Annotated in this window: 20 protein-coding genes and 3 tRNA genes; 9 read left to right on the forward strand and 14 right to left on the reverse strand. The window is 72.8% G+C overall.

Annotated elements, in window-relative coordinates; genetic code table 11:
- Positions 1-80: 80 nt before the first annotated feature.
- On the forward strand, positions 81-3,263 hold the full coding sequence (locus tag IEZ11_RS27695; protein ID WP_189265605.1) for a P-loop NTPase fold protein: 3,183 nt from the start codon (positions 81-83) through the stop codon (positions 3,261-3,263).
- Between the two features lie 179 nt (positions 3,264-3,442).
- On the opposite strand, the gene IEZ11_RS27700 is transcribed toward IEZ11_RS27695, so the two are convergent.
- The 4 genes from IEZ11_RS27700 to IEZ11_RS27715 are packed head-to-tail and all read right to left on the reverse strand — an operon-like array spanning position 3,443 to position 9,110.
- On the reverse strand, positions 3,443-5,620 hold the full coding sequence (locus IEZ11_RS27700) for a 3-hydroxyacyl-CoA dehydrogenase NAD-binding domain-containing protein (RefSeq protein ID WP_189265606.1): 2,178 nt from the start codon (positions 5,618-5,620) through the stop codon (positions 3,443-3,445).
- Between the two features lie 40 nt (positions 5,621-5,660).
- A complete protein-coding gene (locus IEZ11_RS27705) occupies positions 5,661-6,875 on the reverse strand; it encodes an acetyl-CoA C-acetyltransferase (protein WP_189265607.1) in 1,215 nt (404 codons plus the stop codon).
- 58 nt (positions 6,876-6,933) lie between these two features.
- Entirely contained in the window at positions 6,934-7,947 is a 1,014-nt protein-coding gene (locus IEZ11_RS27710; protein WP_189265608.1) for an LLM class F420-dependent oxidoreductase, read from the reverse strand.
- On the reverse strand, positions 7,947-9,110 hold the full coding sequence (locus IEZ11_RS27715; RefSeq protein WP_189265609.1) for a CaiB/BaiF CoA transferase family protein: 1,164 nt from the start codon (positions 9,108-9,110) through the stop codon (positions 7,947-7,949). Before IEZ11_RS27715 ends, IEZ11_RS27710 begins: the two co-directional genes overlap by 1 nt.
- Before the next feature lie 179 nt (positions 9,111-9,289).
- On the opposite strand from IEZ11_RS27715, the gene IEZ11_RS27720 reads away from it, so the two are divergent.
- Positions 9,290-10,468 (forward strand): saccharopine dehydrogenase family protein, encoded by a 1,179-nt coding sequence (locus IEZ11_RS27720; RefSeq protein WP_189265610.1) that lies wholly within the window; start codon positions 9,290-9,292, stop codon positions 10,466-10,468.
- A 68-nt stretch (positions 10,469-10,536) separates the two neighbouring features.
- Here the strand turns inward: IEZ11_RS27720 and mmpA are convergent, their stop codons facing one another.
- The 3 genes from mmpA to IEZ11_RS27735 form a co-directional block, all read right to left on the reverse strand.
- Positions 10,537-10,683, reverse strand: a complete 147-nt coding sequence (mmpA, locus tag IEZ11_RS27725; RefSeq protein ID WP_189265611.1) for a morphogenic membrane protein MmpA — start codon at positions 10,681-10,683, stop codon at positions 10,537-10,539.
- A 61-nt stretch (positions 10,684-10,744) separates the two neighbouring features.
- A complete protein-coding gene (locus IEZ11_RS27730; protein WP_189265612.1) occupies positions 10,745-11,437 on the reverse strand; it encodes an endonuclease V in 693 nt (230 codons plus the stop codon).
- Between the two features lie 264 nt (positions 11,438-11,701).
- Entirely contained in the window at positions 11,702-12,805 is a 1,104-nt protein-coding gene (locus tag IEZ11_RS27735; protein ID WP_229713396.1) for a WD40/YVTN/BNR-like repeat-containing protein, read from the reverse strand.
- Positions 12,806-13,008: 203 nt separating this feature from the next.
- On the opposite strand from IEZ11_RS27735, the gene ssgD reads away from it, so the two are divergent.
- Positions 13,009-13,425, forward strand: coding sequence for a spore wall synthesis regulator SsgD (gene ssgD, locus IEZ11_RS27740; protein WP_189265614.1), 417 nt, complete (start codon positions 13,009-13,011; stop codon positions 13,423-13,425).
- Positions 13,426-13,443: 18 nt separating this feature from the next.
- Here the strand turns inward: ssgD and IEZ11_RS27745 are convergent, their stop codons facing one another.
- Complete coding sequence (locus tag IEZ11_RS27745; protein ID WP_189265615.1) at positions 13,444-14,286, reverse strand: isocitrate lyase/PEP mutase family protein; 843 nt, start codon at positions 14,284-14,286, stop codon at positions 13,444-13,446.
- A 438-nt stretch (positions 14,287-14,724) separates the two neighbouring features.
- Between IEZ11_RS27745 and IEZ11_RS27750 the strand changes: the two genes are divergently transcribed.
- The 4 genes from IEZ11_RS27750 to IEZ11_RS27765 all read left to right on the forward strand — a co-directional run bounded on the left by IEZ11_RS27750 (position 14,725) and on the right by IEZ11_RS27765 (position 19,349).
- A complete protein-coding gene (locus tag IEZ11_RS27750) occupies positions 14,725-16,362 on the forward strand; it encodes an ABC-F family ATP-binding cassette domain-containing protein (protein ID WP_189265616.1) in 1,638 nt (545 codons plus the stop codon).
- A gap of 96 nt (positions 16,363-16,458) precedes the next feature.
- Positions 16,459-17,235, forward strand: coding sequence for a dimethylargininase (gene ddaH / locus IEZ11_RS27755; protein ID WP_189265617.1), 777 nt, complete (start codon positions 16,459-16,461; stop codon positions 17,233-17,235).
- 226 nt (positions 17,236-17,461) lie between these two features.
- The gene (locus IEZ11_RS27760; RefSeq protein ID WP_189265618.1) at positions 17,462-18,436 is read left to right on the forward strand and encodes an acyl-ACP desaturase; all 975 of its coding nucleotides are present in this window, start codon (positions 17,462-17,464) and stop codon (positions 18,434-18,436) included.
- 67 nt (positions 18,437-18,503) lie between these two features.
- Positions 18,504-19,349, forward strand: coding sequence for a hypothetical protein (locus IEZ11_RS27765; RefSeq protein WP_189265619.1), 846 nt, complete (start codon positions 18,504-18,506; stop codon positions 19,347-19,349).
- Here the strand turns inward: IEZ11_RS27765 and IEZ11_RS27770 are convergent.
- Together IEZ11_RS27770 and IEZ11_RS27775 are read right to left on the reverse strand one after the other, a co-directional pair.
- On the reverse strand, positions 19,346-19,966 hold the full coding sequence (locus IEZ11_RS27770) for a hypothetical protein (RefSeq protein WP_189265620.1): 621 nt from the start codon (positions 19,964-19,966) through the stop codon (positions 19,346-19,348). The two genes, IEZ11_RS27765 and IEZ11_RS27770, sit on opposite strands and share 4 nt — an antisense overlap.
- A 267-nt stretch (positions 19,967-20,233) precedes the next feature.
- Positions 20,234-20,309, reverse strand: a tRNA-Trp gene (locus IEZ11_RS27775).
- 90 nt (positions 20,310-20,399) lie between these two features.
- Between IEZ11_RS27775 and IEZ11_RS27780 the strand changes: the two genes are divergently transcribed.
- A complete protein-coding gene (locus tag IEZ11_RS27780; protein WP_189265621.1) occupies positions 20,400-21,839 on the forward strand; it encodes a DUF2201 family putative metallopeptidase in 1,440 nt (479 codons plus the stop codon).
- On the forward strand, positions 21,840-23,654 hold the full coding sequence (locus IEZ11_RS27785) for an AAA family ATPase (RefSeq protein ID WP_189265622.1): 1,815 nt from the start codon (positions 21,840-21,842) through the stop codon (positions 23,652-23,654). It begins immediately after the preceding gene.
- Between the two features lie 3 nt (positions 23,655-23,657).
- On the opposite strand, the gene IEZ11_RS27790 is transcribed toward IEZ11_RS27785, so the two are convergent.
- The 4 genes from IEZ11_RS27790 to IEZ11_RS27805 all read right to left on the reverse strand — a co-directional run bounded on the left by IEZ11_RS27790 (position 23,658) and on the right by IEZ11_RS27805 (position 25,364).
- Positions 23,658-23,834 carry a hypothetical protein gene (locus IEZ11_RS27790; protein ID WP_189265623.1) on the reverse strand — a complete coding sequence of 59 codons (177 nt, stop codon included), beginning with the start codon at positions 23,832-23,834 and terminating at the stop codon, positions 23,658-23,660.
- Positions 23,831-25,183, reverse strand: coding sequence for an SDR family NAD(P)-dependent oxidoreductase (locus IEZ11_RS27795; protein ID WP_189265624.1), 1,353 nt, complete (start codon positions 25,181-25,183; stop codon positions 23,831-23,833). Before IEZ11_RS27795 ends, IEZ11_RS27790 begins: the two co-directional genes overlap by 4 nt.
- A gap of 27 nt (positions 25,184-25,210) precedes the next feature.
- Positions 25,211-25,282, reverse strand: a tRNA-Asp gene (locus tag IEZ11_RS27800).
- Between the two features lie 10 nt (positions 25,283-25,292).
- Positions 25,293-25,364, reverse strand: a tRNA-Ala gene (locus tag IEZ11_RS27805).
- Position 25,365 lies beyond the last annotated feature (1 nt).

Genomic DNA, 25,365 nt, shown 5'->3' on the forward strand with positions numbered 1-25,365 from the left:
TGCCCTAACTTGTACGCAGGACAGGGGGGAAGCGCGTGGCAACGAGTGATTCCGGGGGCATTTTCCAGCGCGGGAGCGTGGTGACCGGGGACAGCGTCACGGTGGTCGCAGCACAGCGCCCCCACCGCGTCCCGCATCAACTGCCCCGTCCCGCCGCCGCGTTCACCGGCCGGGACCAGGAACTCGCGGAACTCCTGGACCTGCTCGCGCCGGAGGCGGACGCCCGGCAGGAGCCGCTGCCCGTGCTGGTGACCGGAATGGCCGGTGTGGGCAAGAGCGCGCTGGTCGTGCAGGCGGCGCACAGCGCCGTGCGCCGGGGCTGGTTCCCCGGCGGAACCGTCTACCTGAACCTGGGCGCACACCATGCCGGGAACAGACCGGTCCGGCCCGCGGACGCGCTGGAATCGGCCCTGTTCTCCTTGGACGTGGACCCCCGGCACATACCCGTGGACCTCGACGGAAGGGCGGCCGCGTATCGCACGGCGCTGGCGCGTCTGCCGGGTCCCCTGCTGCTGATACTGGAAGACGCCACCGACTCCCAGCAGGTGGCGCCACTGCTCTCCGGCGACCCGCGCCACCGGATCGTGATCACGTCGCGGAAGCAGCTGCTCTCGCTCATCGCACACCCCGTCACCGTGAACCCGCTCGCCCGCGCCGACGCCGTGCGGCTCCTCGACACGGTGCTGCAGAGCGTCGCTCCGGGAGACAGCCGGGTGCGCGCGGATCCACGAGCCGCCGAAGCCGTCGTGGCGAGCACCGGCGGTCTGCCGCTCGCCCTCGCCATCATCGCCAGACGGCTGACCGTGCACCCGTCGTGGCCGCTCGCCCGGGTGGCCGAGGAGCTGACCGGAAGCGGCGACGCGCGCGAGCGGCTGGAGCGGCTCGGACTCGAGAACGTCGGCGTCGCCACCGCGATCGAGTCGTCCTATCGCGAACTCTCCGGGGAAGATGCCCGGTTGCTGTCCACGCTGGCCCTGACGGTCGGCCCGCGCTTCTCCACCGCGACCGTCGCCGCCGGCCTCGGCACCGGGAGGCGCGAGGCACAAGGCCTCCTGGACCGGCTGCTGGAGGCGCATCTGGTCGAGGAGACGGAGCAGGACCGGTGGCAGCTCCACTCCCTGATCCGTGACTACGCCACCGCGGTCGCCGACGACGTCATCGACGCCACCGAACTGGAGCTGGTCCGCGACCGCATACTGGACTTCACGCTGCGCCACTCGGATCCCGCCGACGACGGCTCGGGGCTCTTCACCACCCGCGTCGGCACCCGCCCGCTGGCCGGTGTGCACGGCGACGGCCCCAGTGCGGAGGACCGCCTCGGTGTCGTCCATGACGTCGAGGTGCTCGCCGATCTGATCGCCGCCGCCGAGACCCGGCCGCCGCTCTCGATCGCCCTCATCGGAAACTGGGGCGCCGGCAAGTCCAGTGTGATGCTCCAGATCGAGCGGCAGGTGAGACTGCTCGCACGGCTGTCGCGTGGGCGGCCCGGCCGGAGTGCCTTCGTCTCCTCCGTGCGGCAGGTGCGGTTCAACGCCTGGCACTACAGCGACACCAATGTGTGGACGGGCCTGATCACCCACCTCTTCACCGCCCTGGCCGGGGGCGACGAGGACGAGACGACCGGTCCCGCGCCGGATCCGCGGCAGGCCCGACGGGACCGCGACACGCTGCGCGCGGCTCTCGACCAGCGGGAGTCGTCGGAGCGGCAGCTCGCCGACCGGCTGGCCGCCGCCGACCTCGCGATGCCCGCGGCCGGACGGTTCGCGCCCCTCGGATCACCCATGCGCTCCTACCGGGTCCTGCTCACCGCGGTGCGCCAGACGGTACGCGACCTGCGTGTCGGTCTGCCCGTGCTGGCCCTGTGGCTGCTCCTGGCCGGGGGCGCGACCGGCGTCTGGCTGTGGCGCGGAGCGCTCGGCGGACTCGTCGCCGGTGTGCTGGCGCTCGCCGCGGCGGCCGCCCCCGCGCGTCCGCTGCTGCGCAGGCTGCGCTCGGCCCACCAGGATCTGCTCGGCCTCACCGAGCGCCGGTACGGCGAACTGGCCGCGCAGCAGCGGGCCCTGCGGGCCGAGATCAACGGCCTGCGGGAACGGCTGGCCCTCGTCGACGCCGCCGCCCGCCTCGGCAAGTTCCTCGAAGAGCGCGCCGACGGCACCGCCTACCAGCCCTATCGGGGCGTGCTGGGCCAGGCCCACGCCGATCTGCTGCGGCTCGGCCTGGACCTGGAGGCCGCCCGCCTGCAGTGGCAGGCGGGCGGTGCCGTCGCCGCCCCGCCGCTGGAACGCATCGTCCTGTACATCGACGATCTGGACCGCTGTCCGCCGGACCGGGTGGTCGAGGTGCTCCAGGCCGTCCATCTGATGCTCGGCCTCGACCTGTTCGTGGTGGTCGTGGCCGTCGACGCCCGCTGGCTGATCCACTCCCTGCGGCATCACCACAACGCCCTGTTCCAGCACGAGGACGCGTCGGACGCCACCGGCACCGCCCCGGACATCGGCGGGCTCGCGACCGCGGTGGACTATCTCGACAAGATCTTCCAGATCCCGTACGCCCTGAATCCGCCGCCGCCCCAGACCATGGCGCGCTATCTGCGTTCCCTGCTGCCGGATCCGCAGGCCGAGGGGGCCGAAAGGCCGGACCCCGACTCCTTGCCGCCCACTGAGGGGTACGAACCGGACACCCGCGAGGGCACTCCTCCCCCGCCCGGCGAGGACGCCCTCGACGGCACGCCCGCGGCGGTCCCCGGCCCCGCGCCGGGCGCCGTGCGGGGACCGGCTCCGGAGCCCGCGGACCTGCTGCCGCCGGGGCTGCGCATCGGCACCGCCGAAATCACGTTCATGACCCGGCTCGGCGCGCTGCTTCCCACTCCCCGGGCCGCCAAGCGGCTGGTCAACCTATACCGGCTCGTCCGGATCGGTGTCCCGGCCACCGATCTGCCCGCCTTCGCCAGCAGTTCGGGACCTGCGCCCTTCCAGGCCGTGCAGATCCTGCTGGCCGTGCTGGCGGGCAGTCCCAGGGCGGCCGAGGAACTGTTCCGGCGGCTGCTGGCCTGCCAGGACGACGACACCGCGCTGGCCGACCTGTGCACCAGGAGCGCTGAAGGACCTCAGGGGTTCGACCGGCTGGCGCGGGCGCTGCCCGGCGTGCTGCGGGATCTCTCGGCCGACCAGGAGATCCCGCTCACGGTCGGCCACTACCGCCGTTGGTGCGCCGACCTGACCCGCTACAGCTTCCACACCCGGGGCCTCGCCGCACACCGGTAGCGGTGCGGTCGTACTGCCGGTCACCGGGACGGTCCTCTGCGCTGCCGCTGGGCACGGTGCACAGGGCCGGTTCCGGCCGGCGGATCCCGGGGGCAGCGGACGGCACCGCCCTGGCCCGCTCGGCTCCCTGGCCCGCCCAGCGCCCTCGCCCGCTCAGCGCCCTCGGCGGCGGACCAGGGTCAGCGCCCGTCCGTGAAGGTCTCTCCCCGCTCCGCCTTCGCCACCAGCAGCGCGGGCGGGGTGAACCGCTCGCCGTAGGTCTCCGCGAGTTCACGCGCGCGTGCCACGAAGCCGGGCAGGCCGCCCTCGTAGCCGTTGACGTACTGGAGGACGCCGCCGGTCCAGCCCGGGAAGCCGATGCCGAAGAGCGAGCCGATGTTGGCGTCGGCGACCGAGGTGAGCACGCCCTCCTCCACGAGGCGGACGGTGTCCAGGGCCTCGGAGAAGAGCATCCGCTCCTGCATGTCCCGGAACGGGATCTCGTGGCCCGGCTTCGTGAAGTGCTCGCGCAGACCGGGCCAGAGCGCGGCACGCTTGCCGTCCTCGGCGTAGTCGTAGAAGCCCGCTCCGCCGCTGCGGCCGGGGCGGCCGAACTCGTCGACCATGCGGTCGATGACCGCCTCGGCGGGGTGCGCGGTCCAGGTGCCGCCGGCCTCCTCGACGGCCAGCCGGGACTCGCGGCGGATCTTCTGCGGCAGGGTGAGGGTCAGCTCGTCCATCAGGGAGAGCACCTTGGCCGGGTAGCCGGCCTGGGCCGCCGCCTGCTCGACCGAGGCGGGCTCGATGCCCTCGCCGACCATGGCGACGCCCTCGTTGATGAAGTGGCCGATCACCCGGGAGGTGAAGAAGCCGCGCGAGTCGTTGACGACGATCGGCGTCTTGTTGATCTGCCGGACCAGGTCGAAGGCGCGGGCCAGGGCCTCGTCGCCGGTGCGCCCGCCCTTGATGATCTCCACGAGCGGCATCTTGTCGACGGGCGAGAAGAAGTGCAGGCCGATGAAGTCGCTCTGCCGCTCGACGCCCTCGGCGAGGGCGGTGATGGGCAGCGTGGAGGTGTTGGAGCAGAGCAGCGCGTCGGGGGCGACGACGGACTCGATCTCCTGGAAGACCTTGTGCTTGAGGGCGGTGTCCTCGAAGACGGCCTCGATGACGGCGTCGCAGCCGGCCAGGTCCTGCGGGTCCCCGGTGGGCGTGATGCGGGCGAGCAGCGCGTCGGCCTTCTCCTGGCTGGTACGGCCCTTGGCGACGGCCTTGGCGCACAGCTTCTCGGAGTAGGACTTGCCCTTCTGCGCGGCCTCGGTCGAGACGTCCTTGAGGACGACGTCGATGCCCGCGCGGGCGCACGAGTAGGCGATGCCGGCGCCCATCATGCCCGCGCCCAGGACGGCGACCCTGGTGACCTTGCGGGGCTCGACGCCCTTGGGGCGGTTGGCGCCGGAGTTGACGGCCTGGAGGTCGAAGAAGAACGCCTGGATCATGTTCTTCGAGGTCTGCCCGGCGGCCAGTTCCACGAAGTAGCGGGCCTCGATGACCTGGGCGGTCTCGAAGTCGACCTGGCTGCCCTCGACGGCGGCGGCGAGGATGCGGCGCGGCGCCGGGTAGGGGGCGTTGTTGGTCTGCTTGCGCAGGGACGCCGGGAACGCGGGCAGGTTGGCGGCGAACTTGGGGTTGGCGGGCGTGCCGCCGGGGATCCGGTAGCCGGGCTTGTCCCAGGGCTGCTGGGACTCGGGGTTGGCGTCGATGAACGCGCGGGCCTTGGCCAGCAGTTCGTCCGGGGTCGCGGCCACCTCGTGGATCAGGCCGTTCTGCAACGCGCGCGTGGCGTTGTACTGGGTGCCCTGGAGAAGGACCTTCAGCAGGGCGTCGGCGATGCCGAGGAGGCGTACCGTGCGGACCACTCCGCCGCCGCCCGGGAGGAGGCCGAGGGTGACCTCGGGGCAGCCGATCTTGGTGCCGGGGGTGTCGAGGGCGACGCGGTGGTGGCAGGCGAGGGCGAGTTCGAAGCCGCCGCCGAGGGCCGCGCCGTTGATGGCGGCGACGACCGGCTTGCCGAGGGTCTCGATGCGGCGCAGGTTGCGCTTGATCGCGAGGCCGCCGTCGAAGAGGTCCTGGGCGGTCTCGGGGGTGACCCGGATGAGGTCGCGCAGGTCGCCGCCGGCGAAGAAGGTCTTCTTCGCGGAGGTGAAGACGACGCCCCGGATCGAGTCCTGCTCGGCCTCCAGGCGGTCGGCGACGGCGGCGATGGACTCGACGAAGGCCGCGTTCATGGTGTTGGCGGACTGGTTGGGGTCGTCGAGGACGAGGGTGACGACACCGGTGTCGTCCTGTTCCCAGCGGATGGTGGTGCTCTCGGTCATGGCTCGTGTCTCCGTGAAGTCTCTTGGTTCCGCGGGGATTTCAGACGCGCTCGACGATGGTGGCGATGCCCATGCCGCCGCCCACGCAGAGGGTGGCGAGGCCGTAGCGCTTGTCCTGGCGCTCCAGTTCGTCGACGAGCGAGCCGAGGATCATCGCGCCGGTGGCGCCGAGCGGGTGGCCGAGTGCGATGGCGCCGCCGTTGACGTTGACCTTGTCCAGGGACAGGCCCATGTCCTTCACGAAGCGCAGCACGACCGCCGCGAACGCCTCGTTGATCTCGACCAGGTCGATGTCGTCGATGGTGAGACCGGCCTTGGCGAGCGCCTTGCGGGTGGCGGGGGCCGGACCGGTGAGCATGATGGTCGGCTCGGAGCCGGAGACGGCGGCCGAGATGATCCGGGCGCGCGGGGTGAGGCCGTAGCGCTCGCCGATCTCCTTCGAGCCGATGGCGACCAGGGAGGCGCCGTCGACGATGCCGGAGGAGTTGCCCGCATGGTGGACGTGGTCGATCTTCTCGACCCAGTGGTACTTCTGCAGGGCGACCGCGTCGAAGCCGCCCAGTTCGCCGATGTCGGCGAAGGAGGGCTTGAGCTTGGCGAGGGAGTCGGCGGTGGTGCCGGGGCGCAGGTGCTCGTCGTGGTCGAGGACGACGAGGCCCGCGCGGTCCTTCACGGGGACCACGGAACGCTCGAAGCGGCCCTCCTTCACGGCCGTCGCCGCACGCTCCTGGGAGAGCGCCGCGTACTCGTCGACGTCCCGCCGGGAGAAGCCCTCGATGGTGGCGATCAGGTCGGCGCCGATGCCCTGCGGCACGAAGTTGACGGCCAGGTTGGTCATCGGGTCGTTGAACCAGGCGCCGCCGTCGGAGGCCATCGGCACCCGGGACATCGACTCGACGCCACCGGCGAGGACCAGGTCCTCGAAGCCCGAACGGACCTTGGCGGCCGCCATGTTGACGGCCTCCAGACCGGACGCGCAGAAGCGGTTCTCCTGTACGCCGGCGACCGTGTCCGGAAGTCCGGCGGCGATCGCGGCGATCCTGGCGATGTCGGAGCCCTGGTCGCCGACCGGGCCGACGACGCCGAGCACGATGTCGTCGATGGCGGCCGGGTCGAGGTCCGGGAAGCGGTCACGGATCTCGTGGATGAGGCCGACGACCAGGTCGATCGGCTTCGTGCCGTGCAGGGCGCCGTTCGCCTTGCCGCGGCCGCGCGGGGTGCGGATCGCGTCGTACACGTACGCTTCGGTGCTCACTGGACAAGCCTTTCAACGAGGGTTTTTCAAGAGACGAGGGCTTTCAGGAGTAGGCGGGTCAGAGCCAGTTCCTGACGGTCTCGACCAGGCGGGCCGGGTCGGGGCCGACGGGGGCGATGTCCAGCATGGTCACGCCCGCCTCGCGGAAGGCGGCGATGCGGTCCCGGACATAGCCCTCGGGGCCGCACAGGGATATGAGCTCGCAGAACTCGTCCGGTACGGCCGCCTCGGCCTCCTTCTTGCGTCCGGCGAGGTACAGCTCCTGGATGAGCCGGGCCTCCTTCTCGTAGCCGTAGGCGACGGCGAGGTCGTTGTAGAAGTTCTTGCCGGGCGCTCCCATGCCGCCGACGTACAGGGCGATCCGCGGGCGGACCAGGTCCCGGGCGGCGGCCGCGTCCTCGCCGATCGCGAGCAGGCCGCCGGCGACGATCTTCAGCTCACCGAGGGCCGGGTCACGACGGGCGGCGCCCTCCGCCAGCGGAGTCCCCCAGACCTGGTGCGCCTTCTCGGGGATGAACAGGGTCGGCAGCCAGCCGTCGGCGATCTCGGCGGTCATCCGGACGTTGGCGGGGCCCAGGGCGGCCACGTAGAGCGGGACGGCGGCGCGGACCGGCCTGGTGAGGATCTTGAGGGGTTTGCCGAGGCCGCCGGGGCGGGGCATGTCGGTGATGCCGTGGTGGTCGATGACCTCGCGGCGCAGGATCCGCCGGGTCAGCTCGATCGTCTCCCGGGTACGGCCGAGCGGCTTGTCGTACGCCTTGCCGTGCCAGCCCTCGATCACCTGCGGGCCGGAGGCGCCGAGTCCGATGATCGCGCGCCCGCCGGAGACCGCGTCGAGGCCGGCGGCCGTCTGGGCGATGAGGGCGGGGGTACGGGAGTAGACGTTGAGGATCGCGGAGCCGATCTTCATGCGCTCGGTGCGGGCGGCCAGATAGCCCATGAGCGTGGGTGCGTCGAAGCCGTAGGCCTCCGCGACCCAGACCGCGTCGAGGCCCGCCGACTCCAGTGCGGCGGCCTGGTCCGCGGCGGTACGCGGGTCGCCCGCGTAGTCGAGGAAGGTCGAGAGCTCCATCAGGTGGCGTCCTTGTCGTGGTCGGCGTCAGGGTCGTCGAGGAGTGCCGGCACGTCCCAGTCGCGGGCCACTTCGGCGGTGTCCGCGCCCGGCCGGGCGGGGGCGGTGCGCACGGTCGTGGGGGTGGCGGAGAAGCGCGGGGCGGGGGCGGGCTGGGTGATGCCGCCGTGGTCGGTGAAGGTGCCGCGGGCGGCCAGATGGGGGTGGTGCGGGGCCTCGCGCAGCGAGAGGACGGGGGCCACGCAGGCGTCGGAGCCCTCGAAGACCGCCGTCCACTCGTCCCGGGTACGGGCCTTGAAGCGGACGGCGACGCGCTCACGCAGCTCGCCCCAGCGGGTCCAGTCCTTGCGGGCGTCCGCCAGGTCGTCCAGGCCGCCGAGCAGCCGGAGGAACTCGGCGTAGAACTGGGGCTCCAGGGCGCCGACCGCCATGTGGCCGCCGTCGGCGGTCTCGTAGGTGCCGTAGTACGGGCAGCCGCCGTCCAGCAGGTTGGCCGCGCGCCGGTCCTGCCAGCGGCCCGCGGCCACCATGCCGTGGATCATCGAGGTGAGGTGCGCGGTGCCGTCCACGATGGCGGCGTCCACGACCTGGCCGGTGCCGGTCGCGCGCGCGTGGTGCAGGGCGGCCAGGACGCCGACGACGAGGTAGAGGGAGCCGCCCGCGTAGTCGCCGAGCAGGTTGGCGGGGACGGCCGGCGGTTCGTCGGGGCGGCCGATCATGCCGAGGGTGCCGGTGAGGGCGATGTAGGCGACGTCGTGGCCGGCGCGGTGGGCGAGCGGTCCCTCCTGGCCCCAGCCGGTCATCCGGCCGTAGACCAGGCGGGGGTTGCGGGCACGGCAGTCCTCGGGGCCGACGCCGAGCCGCTCGGCGACGCCGGGGCGGTAGCCCTCGATCAGGATGTCGGCGCGCTCGGCGAGGTCGAGGACGCGGGCGGGGCCGTCCGGGGACTTGAGGTCGACGAGCACCGAGCGCTTGTTGCGGTTGGTGACGTCGTACGCCGGGTCGACGGCGAGCCCCGGGCCGCCCGGCCGGTCTACGCGGACCACCTCGGCGCCCAGGTCGGCGAGGAGCATGGCGGCGAACGGGCCCGGGCCGATGCCGGCCAGCTCGACCACACGCACGCCGGAGAGCGGGCCGTGTCCTGGCGTCCCTGCCGTGGTCATGCCGCCCCCAGTCATGTGACACAACTGATGTAACACCGACGATGTTAAGAACACGTTCCACTGGGCACAAGGGTGGACGAGCAAGCGCTTAGTCAAGATACCCCGTGGGGGTGCGCCCGCACTCCTCACGCTAGCCTCAGCCACCGACAACGGCGCGGGTTGCAGGACCGAGAGGTGTCATGAGCAGGCTGAAGACGACGGACCGTCCCTATGACCTCGTGCTTTTCGGAGCCACCGGCTTCGTCGGCGAGCTCACCGCCGAGTACCTCGCCGCACACGCGCCTCAGGGCCTGCGCTGGGCCGTGGCGGCCCGGGACGAGCACCGGCTGGAGGCGCTGCGCGCGCGGCTGCCGGGCGGCGCCGAGGTCGGGGTGCTGCACGCCGACGCGGCGGAGCCCGCCACCGTCCGCGCCCTCGCCGAGCACGCGCGCGTGGTGGCCACGACGGTCGGTCCCTACGGCCGGTACGGCGAGGATCTGGTCGAGGCCTGCGCGGACACCGGCGCCGACTATCTGGACCTGTGCGGCGAGCCGGAGTTCGTGGACCTGATGTACGTCCGGCACGACGCACGCGCGCGTGAGACGGGCGCCCGCCTGGTGCACGCGTGCGGTTTCGACTCGGTCCCGCACGACCTGGGCGCGTACTTCACGGTCCGGCAGCTGCCGGAGGGCGTGCCGCTGACCGTGGACGGGTTCGTCACCGCCGACGCCACCTTCTCCGGCGGCACCTTCGCCTCCGCGCTGGACCAGTTCGCGCGCCCCCGGCAGCTGATCGCCGCCGCGCGGGACCGTGCCCGGCACGAGCCCCGGCTGCTCGGCCGGCGGGCGAGCGCGCCGACGGGCGTCCCGCGCTTCGCACCCGAGGTCGGCGCCTGGGCGCTGCCGCTGCCCACCATCGACGCCCAGATCGTGCGCCGTTCGGCGACGGCCCTGGACCGCTACGGCCCCGACTTCCGCTACCGGCACTACGCGGCCGTCAGGCATCTGCCGATGGCGCTCGGAGGGGTCGCGGCGGTCGGCGCGGTCGCGGCGGCCGCCCAGCTGCCGCCCGCCCGGCGCTGGCTGTCGGACCGGCTCAGGCCCGGGGACGGCCCGGACGCGGAGAAGCGGGCCCGCAGCTGGTTCACGGTCCGGTTCGTCGGCGAGGGCGGCGGACGGCGGGTGTTCACCGAGGTCTCGGGCGGGGACCCCGGCTACGGCGAGACGGCGAAGATGTTCGCCGAGGCCGCCCTGTCGCTCGCCTTCGACGACCTGCCGCCGACGGCGGGCCAGGTCACCACCGCGCAGGCGATGGGCGACGCGCTCACCGAGCGGCTGCGGACGGCGGGCATCGGGTTCCGGGTGGCCGCGACGTCTTGAGGGCCTGTCTGACAGTTCCCGCCTGCCGCGCAGGCCCTGGCGGACGTTTCCGGCAGACCCGGCCGCCGTCAGGCCTGCCACGCCAGCACGGTGTACAGCATCCCGACGATCCAGGCGAACCCCGCCACCACGGAAAGGACCAGCGCCGCGTTCACGGCGCGCCCGGCGGACGGGGCGGGGGCGGCCACGGGCTTGGGTGCACGGTGTGTCGTCATGCGGGCAAGCCTGCCGTCGCTCGGTAACAGCGGCATCCGTACTCGTACTCAGAATCGCTACTCAGGCCTGAGCTTCACGCAGCGCCCGGCGGCACAGCGTGTCCGCGCGGCGGGTGGTCTCCGGCAGGCGGTACTCAGGGGTGAGCGCGAGCGTGTGGGCGCAGGCGTTGTCGAGGCTCACCCGGTGGCCGACGGAGACGAACACCGGTTTCACGGCCGCCCGGGTACGCAGGGCGCGGCCGACCTCCTCGGCGCCGGCGAGCAGCGGCGCGTGGCTGCCGCGCGGGGCGTCCGGGTCGTCGTACGCGAAGGTGAAGGGATTCTTGGCGACGCCGACGGTGGGCAGGCCGGTCAGAACGCCCAGGTGGCTGGCGAGACCGAAGCGGCGCGGGTGGGCGAGACCGTAACCGTCGCAGACGACCAGACCCGGCGGACAGGGCAGGGCGTCGAGGGCGGCCCGTACGGTCGGGATCTCGCGGAAGGCGAGCAGTCCCGGCACGTACGGGAAGGAGACCCTGCCGACGGCGGTCGCCTCGGCGACGACGTCCAGGGTCGCCGCGTCCAGGACGACGGCCGCCGCGGCGACCAGGTCGCGCTCGTCGTCGTAGGCCACGTCGACGCCGGTCACATGACCGGTGCCGGGCGCCGGGCCGGGCTCGTCGAGGACCACCCGCCCCCGCAGCCCGTCCTGCACCGCCAGTGCCTCGGCCTCGGTCGCGGGCCAGCCCGCGGGTACGCGTACGGTCGTCGTCATGGTGGATACGAGCGTACGGCGTGCCACGCCCCGCGGATCCGCCCCGCCGAGGCGGCTGCGACGAGAACAGGCACCTCGACCGGGTTTCGCACCTCGGTCGCGGGGGTTCTTCCGGCGGTGGGACGGCACGTCCTCGGTGGACGTCCGGCTCGCGGTCCCGGACTCGCCGGAGGAGCGCGTTCGTTGTCGAGCGCGCTCTCCTCGATGTGGTCGCACCGGCGTTCCCGGTTCGGGCCGGACCGGCGTGGAACGGGTGTCCGACGGTCAGTTCTCCAGGCGGGCCGCCCGTCCCTGTTCGCCGGCCGCCCAGCAGCTGAGGTCCGGTGTGCAGGTCACCGTGTCGTAGGAACCGGTGTCGACGGTCCGCCAGGTGCGGCCGCCGTCGGTGGTCAGGTCGGTGCCGGTGGGGCCGACGGCGAGCGCCGTGGTGCGGCTGTGCGGGAGCCAGGCCACGCCCGAGCGGTAGGCGGGCGGCGGGGTGGCGGCGGGCCGCCAGCTGCGGCCGCCGTCCGCGGTGACCGCGGCCGCCTGCGGTGAGGCCTGGTCGGCGCGGTAGTCCCCGCCGACCGCGAGGCCGTGGTCGCGGTCGCGGAAGGCGAGGGCGAAGACGCCCTTGGCCGGATCGCCCGCCGGGACCGTCGTGTCGGCGGCGGTCCAGGTCAGCCCACGGTCGGTGGAGTGCAGCACGCGCGCGTGGGCGCCGCCGCCGGTGGCCAGCCAGGCGTCCTTGGACCCTGAGGTGACCAGGCACTGGCCGCTCGCCGCGAAGCCCGCCTCGCCGGCCAGGGCGGCCGGCATGCCGTCGTCCGGCAGCACGCGCCAGGAGCGGCCGCCGTCGCTCGTCGACAGGATGCGGAACCTCCCGTCGACCGGGTCGCTCATGGCCAGGCCGTGGCGGCGGTCGAAGAAGGCCATGCAGTCGTAGAAGGCGGCGGGGTCGGTGTTGCGGAAGGACTCCGTCCAGGTCCGGCCGCCGTCGTCGGTCCGGTAGACCCGGGACGCCTCGCCCTCGCCGATGGCCAGCACCACCGCGCGGCGCGCGTCGAACGCCTCGACGTCACGGAACTGGAGGTCGTCCGTACCCGGCGGAGAGACGTTCCGCCAGCTCGTCCCGCCGTCCGTGGTGCGCAGCACGGTGCCACCGGTACCGGCCAGCCAGGCGGTGTTCCGGTCGACGGCGGCCAGGCCCCGGAACCGCACGTCCGGGGTGCCGGTGTCCTTGAGCACCCAGTGCGGCGCCCGTGTCGTGGCCTGCGCGGAACCGGCGGTCAGCGCGGCCAGCGCCGCCGTGCACGCCACCCCCACCGCGACCGCCCGGCCGGTACGTCGGGCTCGACCTGTGCGTCGCGTGCTCCCCAAGCGCCTCATGGCGCGCGAAGCTAGCCGACTGTCCCGGCGCCGTCCAGAGGGCCCGGCAGCCCCGCGCGCCAGGTAAGCCCCGGGTGTGAATGCGGCCGGTGACAGAGGTCACTCGCGCTTCGCGTGCACGGATCGGCCGCTTCCGTCGTCTCATCGAGTGCCAGGTCTCACCCACCCGGAGATCCGTACCACCGTCACGAGGGAGCAAGGCGTTGTCCACCGTCATCGAGCAACCCGTAGAGGCCCGCCTGGTCGCCGCGTCACCGCGCATGCCGAGCATCCCCGCCACCCTGCGCTACGACCGCGAGGACCCCTTCGCCGTGCGCATGACCTTCCCGGCGCCGGCCACCCTGGAGGGGGTCGACGTCTGCTGGACGTTCTCCCGCGAGCTGCTGGCGGCCGGGCTGCACGCGGCCGAGGGCAACGGCGACGTCCGGGTGCGGCCGTACGGCTACGACCGGACCGTGCTGGAGTTCCACGCCCCCGAGGGCACCGCCGTCATCCATGTGCGCACGGGCGAGATTCGCCGGTTCCTGGAGGCGACCGGCGACCTGGTCCCCACCGGTCTCGAACACCTCCAGCTGGACCTGGACCACGACCTGGCCGAGCTGATCCGGGACGCCTGCTGACCTGGAGCCTGTCCGGACCTAGCGCTCCCGCGCCAGCAGGGCGTTGAGCTCGCCGTAGTCGAGCCCGCCCGCGAGCGACCCGTACGTTCCGGCGTCCAGCAGCTCCCGCGCGGCGCGGCGGACGGCCGCGTGCGCGGCCTCGACCAGGCCGGAGCCTGCGCTGATCCGCGCCACGCCCAGGGCGGCCAGTTCGGCGACGGACGGCGCACCGGGGCCCACCAGCACGTTGAGCGGTCCGTCCACGCCATCGACCAGCACCGCCACCGTCTCCCGGTCGACCACCCCAGGGACGAAGATCCCGTCGGCGCCCGCGGCCCGGAACGCGGCAGCCCGCTCCAGGGTGGCGTCCACTCCCCCGGCGGCGCGCAGGAACGTGTCGATCCGGGCGTTCACGAACAGGGGCACGCCCTCTTTGTCGGCAGCCTCACGCGCCGCGGCGATGCGCTCGGCCTGCCCGGCGACCGACCGCAGCGGTCCGTTCCCCGCCTCGTCGCCGTAGAGCGCGTCCTCGATGTTGACGCCCACCGCCCCCACCGCGAGCACCGCGCGGACGGTGTCGGCGACGCCCTCCGGGTCGCGGGCGTACCCGCTCTCGATGTCGGCGCTGACCGGAACCCGGACGGTGGCGACGACCCGCCCGACGGCCTCCAGCGCGTGCTCCCGGTCCAGCCGGTCGCCGTCGGCGACGCCGAGGGCCCAGGCGAGCCCGGCGCTGGTGGTCGCCACCGCGGCGGCGCCCGCGTCCTCGGCGAGCCGTGCGCTCACCGCGTCCCAGGCGTTCGGCAGGACGAGCGGCCGCCCCTTGACGTGCAGGGCGTGGAAGGCGAGGGCGCGATCGCGCAGGGTGTCCGGGTTCGTCATGCGGACGACTCAACCAGCCGGGACGGGGCGGACGCTGGCAGGAATCCGCCATGAACGTGATCCGCCGGGAACGACGTGACATGGACGGTCGCCGACGCGCAACGAACCGACACCCAGGCGGTACGGGACGACGCCGACACGGCTCGCGCAGACGCCGGCGCGGCGCGGACGGGCGCCGGCAGCTAATTGCGTTGACACCCCCGGTGGCTCCTCCTAGCGTTGATCTCGCTTCTGTTGCCGCCGATTGGAGAAGGACGTTGCTCGTCTGAGGTCCTGAGACACCGCGTCACACCCGTGAGGTGTGTCTGTGGCGTTCGACCTCGGCGTGTGAGCCGTCCTCCCGGTGCAGGAGATCTCCCTGGCCCTCCCGGCTTCCGCCTCGCGGTGTCTCGACACGCGTCTGCCCACCCCGACACCGCGAGCAACCGCGAGGCGCCCATGTCCGCATCCGTCACCGTCACCTCCCTGTCCTTCGCCTGGCCCGACGGCTCCCCCGTCTTCGAGGGCCTTGACATCTCCTTCGGCCCCGGCCGCACCGGCCTGGTCGGCGTCAACGGGTCGGGGAAATCAACGCTCCTGAAGCTCGTCGCCGGTGAGCTCACCCCGTCCGACGGCACCGTGAAGGTGGCCGGCGAGGTCGGCTGCCTCCCGCAGAACGTCGCGCTCGACACCGGGCTGCGCGTCGACCAGGTGCTCGGCATCGCCGCCCGGCGGGCCGCGCTGCACGCCATCGAGGCAGGTGACGTCTCCGAGCGGCACTTCGAGACGGTCGGCGACGACTGGGACGTCGAGGAGCGCGCCCTGGTCACCCTCGGCGAACTCGGCCTCGGCCACATCGGCCTGGACCGGACCGTCGGCGAGGTGTCCGGCGGCGAGTCGGTACTGCTGCGACTGGCCGCGCTGCTGCTGCGGCGCCCGGACGTGCTGCTGCTCGACGAGCCCACCAACAACCTGGACCTGTACGCCCGCAGGCGGCTGTACACGGCCGTCGCGTCCTGGCCGGGCGTGCTGATCGTGGTCAGCCACGACCGCGAACTCCTCGACCTGGTCGACCAGATCGCCGACCTGCGCACCGGAGAGGTCACCTGGTACGGCGGCAACTTCTCGGCGTACGAGGAGGCGCTCGCCGTCGAACAGGAGGCGGCCGAGCGCATGGTGCGGGTCGCCGAGGCCGATGTCCGCAAGCAGCAGCGCGAACTGTCCGACGCCCAGGTCAAACTGGCCCGCCGCAAGCGGTACGGGCAGAAGATGTTCGAGCAGAAGCGGGAGCCGAAGATCGTCATGGGGGCGCGCAGACGCGCGGCCCAGGAGTCCGCGGGCAAGCACCGCATCATGCACGAGGAACGGCTCAGCGAGGCGAAGGAGCGACTGGACGAGGCCGTGGAGGCGGTGCGGGACGACGACGAGATCCGCGTCGAGCTGCCGTACACAGCCGTTCCGCCGGGCCGCAACGTGCTGACGCTGGAGAACCTGGAGCTCGCGCACGGCTCGCGGGTGAAGGGGATCCTGGATCTGCGCGGGCCCGAGCGGATCGCGCTGATCGGGCGCAACGGCGCGGGCAAGACGACGCTGCTGCGGACGATCGCCGGGGAGCTGGCGCCGGTCGCGGGCGAGGCGCACGCGCACGTGCCGCTGCGTTTCCTGCCACAGCGGCTGGACGTCCTCGACGACGGGCTGACCGTCGCCGAGAACGTGGCCCGGTTCGCGCCGGACGCCGGCAACAACCGGATCCGGGCGCGGCTGGCCCGCTTCCTGTTCCGGGGCGCGCGCGCCGACCAGAGGGCGGGGACGCTCTCCGGCGGCGAACGGTTCCGGGCGGCGCTGGCCGCGCTGCTGCTGGCCGAGCCCGCCCCGCAGCTGCTGATGCTGGACGAGCCGACGAACAACCTCGACATGGCGAGCGTCCGGCAGCTCACCTCGGCCCTGGAGGCGTACGCGGGCGCCCTGATCGTGGCCAGTCACGACCTGCCGTTCCTGGAGTCGATCGGGATCACCCGGTGGCTGCTGATGACGGACGGGGAGCTGACGGGCACGACACCGGACGAGGTGGCCGGTCTCGGGGAGGGCACAGCCTGACAACGGGGGTTTTGTCGACACGGACCCGCCCTGCATGATGGCGGTCCGGCGCCCCGCCATGGGCGCCGGACCGAACCCCGACCCCGGAGACCCGTCGTGCCCAGCAAGAAGGCCCTCGTCCGCCGCCCCAGCCCACGCCTCGCCGAAGGCCTGGTGACGCACGTCGAGCGGGAGAAGGTCGACGTCGAGCTCGCCCAGGAGCAGTGGGAGGCGTACGTGGAGACGCTGCGCACGCACGGCTGGGAGACCGTCGAGGTGGACCCGGAGGACGACTGCCCGGACTCGGTGTTCGTCGAGGACGCGGTCGTCATGTACAAGAACGTGGCGCTGATCACCCGGCCCGGTGCCGAGTCCCGGCGCGCGGAGACGGCCGGTGTCGAGGAGGCGGTGGCCCGCCTCGGCTGCTCGGTGAACTGGATCTGGGAGCCCGGCACCCTGGACGGCGGTGACGTCCTCAAGGTCGGCGACACCGTCTACGTCGGCCGCGGCGGGCGGACCAACGCGGCCGGGGTGCAGCAGCTGCGGGCCGCGTTCGAGCCGCTGGGCGCGCGCGTGGTCGCCGTACCGGTGAGCAAGGTGCTGCATCTGAAGTCGGCGGTGACCGCGCTGCCCGACGGAACGGTTCTGGGGCACATCCCGAACGTGGACCGGCCCTCGCTGTTCCCGGGCTTCCTGGCGGTGCCCGAGGACGCGGGCGCCCATGTGGTGCTGCTCGGCGGCGGGAAGGTGCTGATGGCGGCGAGCGCCCCGAAGACCGCGGAGCTGCTGACCGACCTCGGCCACGAGGTGGTCACGGTGGACATCTCCGAGTTCGAGAAACTGGAGGGATGTGTGACGTGCCTCTCGGTGCGGTTGCGGGAGTTGTACGCCTGACGGGTGATCGTTTCACCTCTTCGGCTCCGGGACCTGCGGGTCCCGGGGCCGGTCGGCGTGTCCCGATTCGCCCTGCACACCGGGCCTGATCAGCAGTCTTTACAGCGCACTTAACCTACGGCTTCGTAACCTACGGATTCGTAGCCTACGATCGCGTAGGTTCCGGCACCGCTCGCCGGTCTCCTCCCGCTCATCCGCTCTTGTTCGACGTCCCCATGGAGTTCTCGTGACGATCACTTCTCCTCATCTCGGCAGCTCGTCCGCCTGGACCGACGCGCGGCTGCTGTACGCCCTGGAGGAAGTGGTCGAGAAGGAGCTGAACCGGCATCTGACGGTCGCCAAGGACTGGATGCCGCACGAGTACGTGCCGTGGACGGACGCCCGTAACTTCCCCGGTTTCTTCGAGGACGGACAGGCCTGGGGCAAGGAGCAGTCCAAGGTCACCGAGATCGGCCGGATCGCCCTGGTGGTGAACCTGCTCACCGAGGACAACCTGCCCAGCTACCACCACGAGATCGCCTCGCTGTTCGGCCGGGACGGCGCCTGGGGCACCTGGGTGCACCGCTGGACCGCCGAGGAGGGCCGGCACGGCATCGTGATGCGCGACTACCTGCTCGCCTCGCGCGCGGTCGACCCGGACAAGCTGGAGCAGTTCCGGATGTCGCACATGAGCGAGGGCTTCGAGTCCGACAACCGGCACTCGATGCTGCACTCGGTCGCCTACGTCGCCTTCCAGGAACTCGCGACCCGCATCTCGCACCGCAACACCGGCCACCAGTCCGGCGACCCGGTCTGCGACCGCATGCTGGCCCGCATCGCGACCGACGAGAACCTGCACATGGTCTTCTACCGGAACCTGCTCAAGGCGGCCTTCGAGCTCGCCCCGGACCTGACCATGCAGGCGGTACGGGACGTCGTCGTCGACTTCCGCATGCCCGGCCACGGCATCCCCGGCTTCGAGCGCGCTGCCGCCCAGATGGCCATCGGCGAGGTCTACAACCTGCGCATCCACCACGACGACGTGCTCCAGCCGGTGCTGCGCCACCTGAAGGTCCTGGAGATCGACGGCCTCGGCCCGGAGGGCCTCAAGGCGCAGGAGGAACTCGGCCTGTTCATGGGCGGGCTGAACGAGGAGGCCTCGAAGTTCGACGAGAAGCTGGCCGCGCGCAAGGCACGGATGGCGGCGCGCGCCGGCGCGTGACGCCATGGCCGGCGGGCACCCGGAATTCCCGGTGCGCCCTGTCGGTGGCCTGCGGCATCATGCGCGCATGCGTGCTGACACCACCTCCGGCCCGGCGGTCGGCTTCCTGCTGGACCTGATCGGCCCCGCGGACGCCGACCGGGTACGCGCGCGTGTCGGACTGCCCCGGCCGGCGCCGGAGGACCTCCGGGAGACCAGGCGCCGGATTCCCTTCACGGTCCCGGCACTGCCGTCCTCGGTGGTGCTGTGGATGCTCCAGGAGGACGACCCGGACCTCAACACCGTCGTCTGGCGTCTGCTCACCTACCGGGACACGGCGCTGCGGCGGGCCGTCCTGGACGGGGTGCCCTTCGCCCCGGGGCGGCTGCTGGCGGTGGAGGTCGACCCGGCCCTGCGCGCCGGTCACGAGGCGCCGCCGGTCCCCGACCGGGTCGCCCGCCTCGGGCTGCTGCCGGCCCTGCGCGAGTCGGACTCCATGGCCGCCGCGCGGGAGGTCACCTCCATGGTCTACCGGCGCGAGCACTGGCAGACGGTCGCCGAGGCGGACCGCGAGCACTCCCTGCCCGGCTACGTCCGCTGGGCGCTGTCCGTCCGGCCGGACTGCCCGCCCGCGCTGCGTGCCCAGTTCGGCAGCCACCGCAAGTTCGACTTCCGCGTCCGCCAGGCGGGGATCCTGGACGGCCCCGCCGCGTACGCGCTGGACCACGGACCGGCCGCGCAGGTGCTGAGGGTGCTCTCCCTGGGCCGTGTCATGTTCCCGGCCCGCGCCGCCGAGGCCGAGGACGCCCTGCGCCCGCTGGTCCTGGACCATCTGGGCACCCGCGAGGAGGCCTGGGCGGTACTGGCCCAGCTCCTCGGCACCTTCCACGGCACGACCGGGGAACTCGTCAGGACCGCGGGGAGCATCGCCTAGCGGCCCTGGGGCGCCGCCCGCTGCTTGTACCGGTCCGGATAGCGCTCGGTGAACTTCACGGCCCAGACCAGCAGGGCGATGGGGATGACCCAGTCGAACCAGTCGCTGCCCGCCGGGATCCGGATGGCCAGCCAGGTGGACAGGGCCATCAGCGCGAAGACCGCGCCCCAGGCCGCGGTCAGCACCGTGTTGACGTGTGTGAAGACGGGCGAGTCCCAGTACTCGGGCGGCACCGAGTGGCGGGCGTACTGCGCGGTGAAGGGATCGGAGAGCAGGGAGCCGAGCGCCACGACGGCCACCACCGCGCTGGAGACGACCTGGGCGTACGTCTCCAGCCAGATCAGCTCGTGGCGGTCCAGGGCGAGAGCCAGGACGCAGAGCACGGCGAAGAACACGATGGCGACCATGTCCAGGAGGAAGAACCGGCCCCTGAGCATGTCCCTGCCGGAGAGCCCGACCGCGGCGATCAGCGCGGCCAGCGCCGCGTACTCCCAGGTGCTGGGGGCGGCCACGACGCCGAAGACGATCCACGGGGCGAAGGAGAGGAAGACGCTCCCGGTGCCGACGCGCTTCCCGTTCCGGGCACCGGTGGCGGACCGCTGTTCGGTGTGTCCCATGGGAGCTCCTCCCCTCGCCACGTCGCTCTCCTACCAGCCTGCCGCGCGGGCGGCCCGCTCGCACGGCCGGGCCGTGGCGGTACCGGTGGCGGGGCGGTGATCACCGGCCCGGCGGGCGAGCGCGGCCGGCCGGGCGCCCCGTGGGAGCTCCGCCGCGCGCTTGCCCGGAGCCGAGGCGGCCGGTCCGGCTCACGACGGCAAAGAACGCGCGCCCGCACCGCGACACGACGGGTCGCCTGCTGTTCGACCAGCGGGTCTTCCAGAGGGGGCGGGGCGGCCGGATTCGAACCGGCGTGTTCTGGTTCTGGAGACCGGTGCGCCTGCCGCTGCGCTACGACCCCGCCCTTGCGGCAGATCGTAATGCCTTGGCCCGTTGTCAGTGCCGACTGGTACCAATGGAGCACTGGGGGAATTGCGGCGCGGGGGACGGCACATGGCGTACGGGGAGCGGGGGCGGCCACGCCCTTCGGTGGTGGACCTGGCCGACCGCAGGGCACTGGAGGCGTACCGCCCGGCTGATCAGGGGGTCGTGGCGGAGGCGCGGCGGCTGAAGGAGGCCGCGCTGCTGGACTTCGGGCTGACGGAGTCGGTGGTGGCCTCGTGGCTGTACTCGAAGTGCCCGCACCAGATCCCGACGACGGCGGTGGACACGGCGGCCGTGGTCGCCTCGGGCGACGGTACCTGTCTGCTGCTCTACAACCCGGACTTTTTCGTCGGACTGGGCCTGGACGGCGTGAAGTTCGTGCTGTTCCACGAGGCGCGGCATCTGGTGCACCGGCATCTCCTGGCCGATCCCGAGCTGCGCGAGGACCCGGTGTTCACGCTCGCCGCCGAGGTCGCCGTCAACCACGTGGCCCTGGCCCGTCTCGGCCGCACGGAGCTCCCCCTGCTGGACGGCCGGCCGACGGGTGTCGACCCGCGGGCGGTGCACGACGCCTACCGCGAGGACCTGACGGCCCACGGCCTGGAGCCGCTCGCGTACGAGGAGTTCATCGAGACCGACATGCGGATCTACGGCGAGCTGAAGCGCATGTGCGATCCGCCGGTGCCGCCGCCGCTGTGCCCGCACCTGGTGACCGGGGTCCCCGCCGACCAGGAGACGGTCGACGCGATGACCTCGTCGGCGCTGCTGAACGCCCTGCTGGCGGCCAGGCGCGGGCACGCGGGGGCGGAGCGCGAGCTGCTCGATCTCATGCGCCGAACGGAGGAGGGTTCGGCGCGGGCCGCGAAGCTCTGGGGGAAGCTGGGCGCGGGCGTGCTGCGCGGCGCGACCGCCCGCACCGGGACCGTCGACTGGTGGCAGCGCTGGCTGGTGGACGTCCTGGGCTCCCGGCTGCGCGACGGCGAGCGGCTGGTGTACCCGAAGAAGCGCGGCGCCCTGCTCGCGGCCCTCGGCCAGGACCCGATGCTCGCCCGGCGCGGCCCCGTGCGCGACAAGGTGCTGGTCATCGCCTACGACACCTCGGGCTCGATGCCGGACCGGGTGATCGACTGGCTCACCCGGCTCGTCGGCCGGATCGACGGGGTGCAGGCGCACTGGCTGTCCTTCGACACCGTGGTGATGCCGTTCCGGCCCGGCGAGCGAAGCGAGATGGGGGTCCCCCCGGACGAAGGCTGGGGGAGGGTGTACGGCGGGGGCGGCACCAGCTTCCAGGCGGTCGCGGACTACGTGGAGGGCCGTACCGAAGTGGCGGGCCGACGCTGCGACGTGGCCCCGGACGCGGTCGTCGTCCTCACCGACGGATACGCGCCGCCGATCACCCCGGCCGAGCCGGAGAAATGGATCTGGCTGATCACAGAGGGCGGCAAGGACTGGCCCGAGACGCACACACCCGCGATGGACTGCCATCGCGTCACCACGGGATCACGGTAGATGACCACAGAGACGCAGCGGACACCGCAGACGGAGCAGCCGACCGCCTCCCGGCTGGAGTCCTTCATCGACGCGATGATCGACATGGGGCAGACGGGTCAGGTCTTCGGCGAGCACGGCATCGGCAAGACGGCGACGTTCTTCTCGCACCTCTCCCGCGCACACCCGGACACCACGCTGGTGTACGTGCCGGCGGCCAACCTCACCCCGGACGACCTGCTGGTCAACGCGCCGGTCCGGGACCCGCACACGGGCGAACTGGTGCTGCGCCAGCTGGTGACGAGCCAGCTCAAGCCGGGCCGGCCGTTCGTGCTGCTGATCGACGACTCGCTGCAGGCGGGCGACACGATCCAGTCGCAGCTCATGCAGATCGCCTGCAACTGGTCGCTGGGCGAGCACGATCTGCGCGCCCTGGGCTGCGTCGGCGTGTTCCTCACCGACAACGAGTCGCTGTCGGAGACCTCGGCACGCCGCGGCGACCTGGCGCTCCTGGACCGCATGGTGACGATGCGGATCACGGCGAACGACACCTCCTGGCGCCGGCACCTGGCGGCCAAGTACCGCCCCTGGGACCTGCGTGAGATGTTCTCCCTGTGGGCGTCCCTCCCCTCCGCGCTGCGCGAGCTGCTCTCCCCGCGCACCCTGGACCATGTGCTGGCCAACGCGCGCGAGGGCTTCCCGCTGCGCTGGGGCCTGCCGCTGGTCGACGGCGAGCGGCTGCGGCTGGCCGAGCCGGGCCCGGACGGACGGCCGGGGCACAACCGCACGGCCGAGATCCTCGACCGGATCGCCGCGAGCGTGGGCGTGGCCAACCCGGCGACGGTCGCGGACCCGGTACGGCAGGTGGTGCGGGCGGCGCTGCGCAACCGCTGGACGGTGCTGCTCCAGGGACCGCCGGGCTGCGGCAAGACGGAACTGGTCCGGGAGACCCTGCGCGCGGGGCTGGGCCGGGACGCCCTGTACTTCTCGCTGCCGGTGACGAACGTCGAGGACCTGTGCGCGCCGTTGCCGTCCCCGGACGGCACGCTCGACAGCCTCCTCGCCGCGCCCTTCACGGGTCCCGAGCCCAAGGCGATCGTGTGGGACGAGTACAACCGGCCCAAGGACCGGGCCGCGTTCGCGAAGCTGATGGAGGTCACCCAGGAGTGGTCGCTGGCGGGGCGGCGGATCGAGAACCTGCGGGCCCAGGTGGCCGTGCAGAATCCGCCGTACCACCTGGGCCGCAAGCTGCTCGTGGCGCGGAACAACATCGCCCAGGCGACCCGGTTCACGGCATCGCTCCTGGTCGAGCCCGAGGACATACCGGCGAACGAGTGGCTGCTCGCGCGGTACGGCCGGGACGCCGAGACGGTTCTGGAGTGGTGGAAGCACGACATCGACGACGAGGGCCGGGCCTGGATCACCAAGCGGACCCTGGAACGGCTCATCAAGCTGCACCGCAAGGGACTGCCGCTGGAGATGGGCACGGTCTACCTCGGCGACGGCGAGTACGCGCCGGTGCCGCTGACGGCCCTCGTCGACCGTTTCAAGGGCCGCCCGGTCACCGGTCTGCGGGAGCTGGCCCGGGACGTCGACGCGTGGGAGGCCCGGCTGCGCAGGGCCGCCGCCCACTCCGACGAGGGCGGTGACGACAGCGACGCGGTGCACCAGATCCTCGCCAACTCCGAGCTGTCCCAGCTGAAGAGACACCGGGCGGCGGTGGGCCGCCTGGTGGCCCTGCTGCCGGCCAAGCTGCGGGCGACCTACCTGGTGGGGGCGTCGGAGCGGCAGCAGCGGTACTGGATGGAGGTCTTCATGGACCTGCGCGGGAGCTGACGGTCAGGCCGGTGGCGGCGCGGTCCGGTGGACGCTGCGTACGGCCGCCACGTCGGCCGGGACCGCGGGTGCCGGGATGTGGGCGCCGAGCAGCGGGGCGAGTTCGGCCACCGGGCGCGGCACGACGTGCGGGAGACCCGCGCAGGTCTCCCGCCGCGAGCGCTGCGGGTCCTCGGTCACCACTCCGCCTCCCGGTAGTCCTTCAGGAACACCCCGGACACCGGGTCTCCGGCCTCGCCGCGCACGATCGGGTCGTACACGCGGGCCGCGCCGTCCACGATGTCGAGGGGGGTGCGGAAACCGGCGCCCGCCATCCGGGCCTTCTTCGGCGCCGGGTTCTCGTCGGTGACCCAGCCGGTGTCGACGGCGCACATGTGGACGCCCTGCTCGGCGAGTTCGGCGGCGCTGGTGCGGGTGAGCATGTTGAGGGCGGCCTTGGCCATGTTGGTGTGCGGATGGCCGGCCGTCTTGTTGCGGACGGTGAAGCGGCCCTCGACGGCGGTCACGTTGACCACGTAGCGGCGCGGGTGCGGCGAGGCCAGCAGCAGGGGCAACAGCCGGTCGCAGAGCAGAGCCGGGGCCAGGGCGTTGACGAGCTGGGTCTCCAGGACCTCGGCCGGGTCGAGGGCACCGAGCCGGACCGACCAGGAGTTCTCGGGCGACGGGTCGGGCAGCAGTCCGGCCTCGTCGGCCTCGCGCAGCGCGACGGGCAGCGCCGCGGCCGAGCCCGGCAGGCCGCGCATCGGGGTGAAGCCGGGGGCCTGCCGGGCACCCGGCGGCAGGGCGTCACGCTCGCCGGCGGCCAGCGCGGCGTACGACTCGGGCGGTCTGCGCACGGTCTGCGCCGCGTTGTTGACGAGGATGTCCAGCGGCTCGCCCTCCCGTCGCAGCTCCTCGCAGAGGCCGAGGACCTGGCGCGGGTCGCGCAGGTCGACGGCGAGGACGGTGAGCCGGTCCAGCCATCCGGCGCTGCCCGGTGCCGCCTCGAAACGCCGCCGGGTGTCGTACGGGAAGCGCGAGGTGACGGCGACGTCGGCGCCGTCGCGCAGCATCATCAGCGCCAGCTGGAATCCGATCTTCACCCGGCCGCCGGTGAGCAGCACCCGGCGGCCGCCGAGGTCGGTGCTCAGGGCGCGGCGGGCGGTGTTGTCGGCGGCGCAGTCGGGGCAGAGCCGGTGGTAGAAGGTGTCGACCTGTCGATAGGGCGACTTGCAGACGTAGCAGGTGCGCGGCTTGCGGAAGACGCCGCCGACGCCGGGCACGGCCAGCGGCGCGTCCTCGCGGCGGTCCAGGGCACCGGTCGCGGTCGCGGCCATCACGGCGGCGTCGGCCGTCGACGTCTCGGTGCCGCGCGTCCTGCGGCGGCGCAGCCGGCCGTCGCGGGCGAAGGAGGCGGCGACCTGCTCGGCGCGCAGCCGCACCGGGTCGTCGACGGGCAGCGCCCGCAGCTTCCCCACCACCTGGTGGAAAGCCGCCAGTTCCGCCTCGGTGATCGCCTCGGTGATCGCCTCGGTGCCCGTCTCGCTCATCCGCCCCGCCCCGTGTCCGCCCTGTCGCGGTCCCGGCCGGATTCGAACCGGCGTATCCACCTTGACAGGGTGGCGAGTCTGCCTCTGCTCTACAGGACCTCGGCACGCGGCCGGGACGGCCGGATTCGAACCGGCGTGTCCCGCATGCCATGCGGTGCGTCTGCCTCTGCGCTACGTCCGGC

This window comes from Streptomyces fuscichromogenes (assembly GCF_014645815.1).
GTDB lineage: Bacteria > Actinomycetota > Actinomycetes > Streptomycetales > Streptomycetaceae > Streptomyces > Streptomyces fuscichromogenes.